Source organism: Candidatus Sodalis sp. SoCistrobi, from assembly GCF_900143145.1.
Taxonomy (GTDB): domain Bacteria; phylum Pseudomonadota; class Gammaproteobacteria; order Enterobacterales; family Enterobacteriaceae; genus SoCistrobi.
On the sequence record NZ_FRDB01000175.1, the window covers coordinates 1 to 5,950 of the forward strand.

3 protein-coding genes and 1 pseudogene are annotated in these 5,950 nt (G+C 56.7%); 1 reads left to right on the plus strand and 3 read right to left on the minus strand.

The annotated features are described in order from the left end of the window. Nucleotides 1–489 precede the first annotated feature (489 nt). Nucleotides 490–1,911, plus strand: coding sequence for an exodeoxyribonuclease I (gene sbcB, locus CINSTRO3249_RS11640; protein ID WP_074013402.1), 1,422 nt, complete (start codon nt 490–492; stop codon nt 1,909–1,911). A 21-nt stretch (nt 1,912–1,932) separates the two neighbouring features. Here sbcB and CINSTRO3249_RS11645 read toward each other — a convergent pair whose 3' ends face one another. The 3 genes and pseudogenes from CINSTRO3249_RS11645 to CINSTRO3249_RS11655 all read right to left on the minus strand — a co-directional run. Further along, the gene (locus CINSTRO3249_RS11645) at nt 1,933–3,306 is read right to left on the minus strand and encodes an APC family permease (RefSeq protein ID WP_074013403.1); all 1,374 of its coding nucleotides are present in this window, start codon (nt 3,304–3,306) and stop codon (nt 1,933–1,935) included. Nucleotides 3,307–3,475: 169 nt separating this feature from the next. After that, a pseudogene (locus tag CINSTRO3249_RS11650) lies at nt 3,476–4,574 on the minus strand (glutamine synthetase family protein); the annotation flags it as partial. 16 nt (nt 4,575–4,590) lie between these two features. After that, a partial coding sequence (locus CINSTRO3249_RS11655; protein ID WP_254304262.1) for a flagellar biosynthesis protein FlhF occupies nt 4,591–5,950 on the minus strand: 1,360 nt, incomplete at its 5' end.

The window sequence follows — 5,950 nt, forward strand, 5'->3', positions numbered from 1 at the left end:
TGCTCATGCTGAGTTTCCAGCACTAGATTAACTGCCCGTTCACGGACTTCCGGAGAGTAACGTTTGGTCGTTGTCATAGAGACCTCCACTTTTAAAGTATAGACTCTAATTTATCCGGGGTGATTCACTGTCGTTAATATGTCGCGATCGGCGCCGGGCGACTTCTAAAGCACCGACAACGCAACACCGTCCATTAACTATAAAGTAAATGAACGGGGATGATTGGCGCGCCGGCATAAATCAGGTTAATGTCAGTTTTCCTGACGGTGAATGCACAAACTGCGCCGCGTCAACCGACTGAAATACGTTAACCCTGGGGAAAAAGGGTCCCGCCGCCGGAGAGGGCGCGATTTGCCTCTCCCCACGTCCAGGCCACAGCGGTAACATCGGCAACGTCAGCACCACATAGCGGGAACCCCGTGAACACAATGGACGGCATAAACATGACTCATCAAGGAATTGACTACCCTAAAAGGAAGGGGACACAACATGGCTAACCCGCTAAAGCAACCCACCTTTTTGGTGCACGATTACGAAACCTTCGGCAAGCACCCCGCTCTTGACCGGCCGGCACAGTTTGCGGGGATACGCGCCGACAGCCAATTCGAGACTCTGGGCGAGCCGGCGGTCTTTTTTTGCCGTCCGACCGATGATTATTTACCGGACCCGGAGGCGGTACTGATTACCGGCATTACGCCTCAACAGGCCCTGCGTGACGGTGTCACAGAAGCGGAATTCGCCCGCCGTATTCATCAATTATTCAGCGTGCCCGATACCTGCATATTAGGTTACAACAACGTCCGCTTCGACGATGAGGTCAGCCGCAACCTGTTTTATCGCAATTTTTACGATCCTTACGGCTGGAGCTGGCAGCAGGGTAATTCCCGTTGGGATCTGCTCGATGTCGTGCGCGCCTGCTATGCCCTGCGCCCCGACGGCATTGAATGGCCGCTGAATGACGACGGGCTGCCCAGCTTTCGGCTTGAGCATCTGACCCGGGCCAACGGGATTGAACATGCCAACGCGCATGATGCCATGGCCGACGTCTATGCCACATTGGCGATGGCTAAACTGATGCGCCAGGCGCAGCCGAAGCTGTTTGACTATCTCTACCGCCACCGCGGCAAGCGGCAGTTGAAATCCCTTATCGACATCGCCACGATGAAACCGCTGGTGCATGTCTCGAGCATGTTTGGCGCCGCCCGGGGCAACACCGCCTGGATTGCGCCGCTCGCCTGGCATCCCGACAATGCGAATGCGCTTATCGTGTGCGATCTCAGTGGCGACATGCAGGTGCTGGCGGATTTGGACAGCGATGCACTGCGTACCCGGCTGTACACGCGACGCGACGCGTTGGGTGACAATGCCGCGGTCCCGCTGAAGTTGGTTCACCTGAATAAGTGCCCGGTGCTGGCGCCCGCCAATACGCTACGGCCAATGGATGCCGAACGCCTCGGCATTCAGCGTCAACGCTGTTTGGACAATTTGGCCTGGCTGCGCGCGCGGCCGGAATTGCGCGAGAAAGTGGTGGCGCTGTTTGCCGAAAGCGCGCCTTTTACGCCTTCGGATGACGTGGATGCTCAGTTATATGATGGCTTTTTCAGCGATGCCGACCGCGCCGCGATGGAGATTATTCTCGCCACCGCGCCGGAAAATCTGCCGGCGCTGGATATCAGCTTTGTCGACCCGCGCCTGAAACCGTTGCTGTTCCGCTATCGCGCGCGCAACTTCCCCCACACGCTGGACCACGATGAGCAGTTACGCTGGCTTGAGCACCGCAAGACCCGCTTCACCCAGCCGCGGCTGGAGGCCTATGTGCAGCAGTTGGAGACGCTGTATCTGGCCCATGAAGGGGATGAGCACAAAACGCGGCTACTGCGCGCGCTGTTCGAGTATTTGCAGACATTGTAACGGGAAGGCGGCGGTGCCGCACTACCCCGCCAGCTCTTCACGATATTGCGGCACCGCGCGGCGAAAACCGCGCGTCATCAACAGCAGATACACCACGCCCGCGGCGCCCCAGCTGAGTCCGAGCATCATGGAGCTGGCCTCCAGATTAAGCCACAGCAGGCCTACCGTCAGCACCCCCACCAGCGGCAGCAACAGATAGTGCAGGTGATCGCGCCAATGGCGGCGACGCTGTTCCCGCAGCCAGAATTGCGCGATAACCGACAGATTGACGAAGCTGAACGCCACCAGCGCGCCGAAGTTAATCAGCGCGGTCGCGGTGACCAGATCAAATGACACCGCCGACAGGGCAATCAGGCCCACCAGCAGTACATTGAGGGCCGGCGTGCGCCAGGTGGGATGGACAAAACCGAAAAAGCGCGCCGGAAACACGCCGTCGCGCCCCATAACGTACAACAGCCGTGAAACGCCCGCATGGGACGCCATGCCGGACGCCAGCACCGTTACGCAGGAAAAACACAGCACCACCGACTGAAACAATTTCCCCGCCACGTAGAGCATGATTTCCGGCTGCGAGGCGTCAGGATGGTGAAAGCGCGCGATCGTGGGGAAAAACAGCTGCAAAAAGTAGGAGACAATAATAAAAATAATGCCGCCGACGAGCGCCGTCAGGAAAATCGCCCGGGGGATCACCCGTCCGGCATCCGGCGTTTCTTCCGAGAGCGAACTGATGCCGTCAAAACCCAGGAACGAGAAACACAAGATCGTGGCGCCGGTTATCATGGGAATGAGGTGGGCGTTGTCCGACCAAAACGGCGTCAAACTCACCAACGTGCCGCTGCCTTCCCCCTGCAATACCCCGCGGATAACCAGTCCCAGAAACACCAGAATAATTGCGACCTGCAGCACCACAATCAGGCCGTTGAAATGGGCGACCAGACGGATGCCGCGTAAATTGAACAACGTCATCATCGCGACCAGCGCTGCGACGAAGATCCATGCCGGCACCGACGGAAACAGCGCCTGCAAATAAATTTTGGCCAACAAAATGTTGATCATTGGCATAAAGAGATAATCCAGCAGCGACGACCACCCCACCATGAAGCCGACACCGGGGCTGATGGCTTTTTGCGCGTAGGTATAGGCCGAGCCGGCCGAGGGAAAGCGACGGACCAGCTTGCCGTAGCTGAGCGCGGTGAACAGCACGGCGCACAACGCCACCGCATAGGCGGTCGCCACATGCCCGTCGGTCAGGCCCGAAACAATACCGAAGGTATCGAACAAGGTCATCGGTTGCAGGTAGGCCAGGCCTATCATCACCACCTGAAACAAGGTCAGGGTTTTACTTAACGTAGCGCGTTCGGCGGGCTCCGCCCCTGCCATCACATTCTGCCCCATAGCTCTTTACGTCCTCATGCACGCGCGAAGGCGCCTCATCGGGTAACAACATGTCGCGCGCCTGCCAGCCTGCGCGAAACAACGATGAAAAAACCGGCGCCGTGAGGCGCCGGTTTTTTTTCGGGCGGTATTCTGCTACAGCGACGCCGGGATGGCAAGCCGCGCCGCTTCAGGCATTGTTCAGCATCCAGTCGATTTCGGTGGTCGTCACCCGCCGCTCAAACTGGCTCAGCTCAGCGGTTTTACAGGTATGAAACAGACGGCAAAAACGCTCACCGAGCAGGGCCTGCAGGCGGGTATCATTGGCGAACGCGGTCAGGGCTTCGCACTGACGCAGCGGCAGCGGTTCTCCCCCCGCCAGCGCGCCGTTGCCGCGTACCCTCGCCGGCAACGGCGCATTGCCATCAAGCCCGTGCAAGATGCCGGCCAGCAGCGCCGCCACGACCAAATACGGGTTGGCATCAGCCCCCGCGACGCGGTATTCCAGACGACAATTATCCGCATCGCTGCAGGGAATACGCACGGCTACCGTCCGGTTATTAAAGCCCCAATTCGCGCGCAGCGGGACGTAACCGCCCGGCTGAAAGCGGCGAAAAGCGTTAACATTGGGCGCCAGCAGCGCCATGGAGGCCGGCAACAAGTCCACGATGCCGGCGATAGCGCGCGCCATCAGCGGCGACGGGCGCGCATGCGGGCCGATAAAGCCATTGTTGCCTGCGGCATCCCGCATACTGAGGTGGATATGCAGGCCGCTGCCGGTCCAGGCTTCATAGGGTTTAGCCATGAAGGTCGCGGTTAATCGGTGCTGCTCCGCCACCCGACGCACCAGCCGTTTCAACTGCAACGCCCGATCGCAGGCGTCGAGCACGTTGTCGCTATGGGCAAGGTTGATCTCGAACTGCCCCGGCGCCGATTCCGCAACCGCCCCCTCCGTGGATAACCCCTGAAGACGCGCCAGCCGGGCGATATCGTCCAGTACCGCGCTACAGCAATCCAGTCTGTCCAGCGAATACACCTGACTGTGTTTTTGACGCGGCTGACCGCGGTGCTCACGGGGCGGCTGCGGCATTTGCGCCGCATTACGCCGTCGGTCCATCAGATAGAATTCCAGCTCCGCCGCCACCACCGGATAAAGCCCGCGCGCGCAACTGCTGCCAGAGGCGGTTGAGCACATTACGCGGCTCAACGTCGAAAGGCTGACCGTCAGTATCCTGCATGGTTAGCTGCAATTGAGCGCAATGGGCCGGATCGGCGGCGGAGGGTTTAAGCATAGGTATCTACACATCAGGGAGGAGGCTTAAGAGCAACTCTCGCTAAATGAGTAAGTTCTTCCAGACTATATTCCGATAATAATTTTAGTGTATTCAACAAGATGGATAGGCCAGCGAGCAGAGCAGGAGCGCTCTCTCTGCGGCCTCGCTTTTGCTGTCGTCCTGACAAGCGACATATCAGCTGGCGGGCTGCCGCATTTTCTTCTCCTTCAGCGCGTTGCAGCCGCCATACCAGAACAGCAGCCATACTGGCTATTAACAACCTGCGTAGTACGGCTGGCGCGCTGCGCTGAAGCCATGTTTCTACGTCATGTCCGGCACCTTTCAGCAACTTAAAAAATGATTCAATATTCCAGCGCCAGTAATACCAACGAGCTACTTCCTCGCAGGTGATCTCGCTGCAAACGTTTGTAAGCAGCGTCCAGCGTCCCACCACATTACCGAGATCATCCGTAAGCCGAACAACAACCAATCTGACCGTCAGAGGCTCTCCAGGTTGGATTTTTATGCGGCGGCCGGTTTCTTTATCTTTACGCTTCTGCTGCGCAGCTCGGGTTATGACTATCGAGGTTTCACTGATTTCCATATCAGCTTTTTTCCCTTTCCAGTCTACCTGTCCGCATCCGTTGTATGGCAGAAGAGCAGCAATCTCACCAATTTTCAATGAATTACCTTGCCACTCTGCACCATGTCCTTCTTTTCCTCGGATAAGCCAGCATATTCCTTGAGTACTCAACGTCCGCATATGTCCAATAGAGTCACCCTCTCTATCAATTATATGAATCAGCTTTTTACCTATATTAAGCGATTCCACACGGGCAATATCGGTCGTCAAGGCGTCCATATGTGTCTGCCGTTCGGACAGTCCTTCCGCCAACGTTGAATGACAACCGGTTGCATCGGTAAGTGTCTGAGATAGAGGCGCTATTGGCAAACCCGTGCCAGCATCAACCAGCAAGCTGCTTTGAAGTTCATATCCAACATCGCCACCGTGCGTCATTTTTAAGCGTCCGTATTTGGCATGATGGTAAAGAAATTGTAAACGTGACCAATCATGAACAACGAGAGCGTATGGATGCGGGCTAAGCGAAATTTGCTCAAGTGCTAGCGAAATAATTGGCTCATTGAGTTGACTGAAGCTAATTCGCTTATTATTCAGAAAACGCCAGACAGCTTGGGTAGTTGCGAAAGTTGATTTTTGAGCACTTGCGAGGTCTTTAACCGCAGAAGCAAGAAGAGCCGCGGGCGTCATATGCTGTTTAACCAGCGTCTGATATCGGCGGGTAAGGCGAGAGTCAATCCCGCCAACAGATAGGTTGAAATCATTCTGCAAAGTAATAACAGGTATCACGATAAATGTGTAGATACCTATG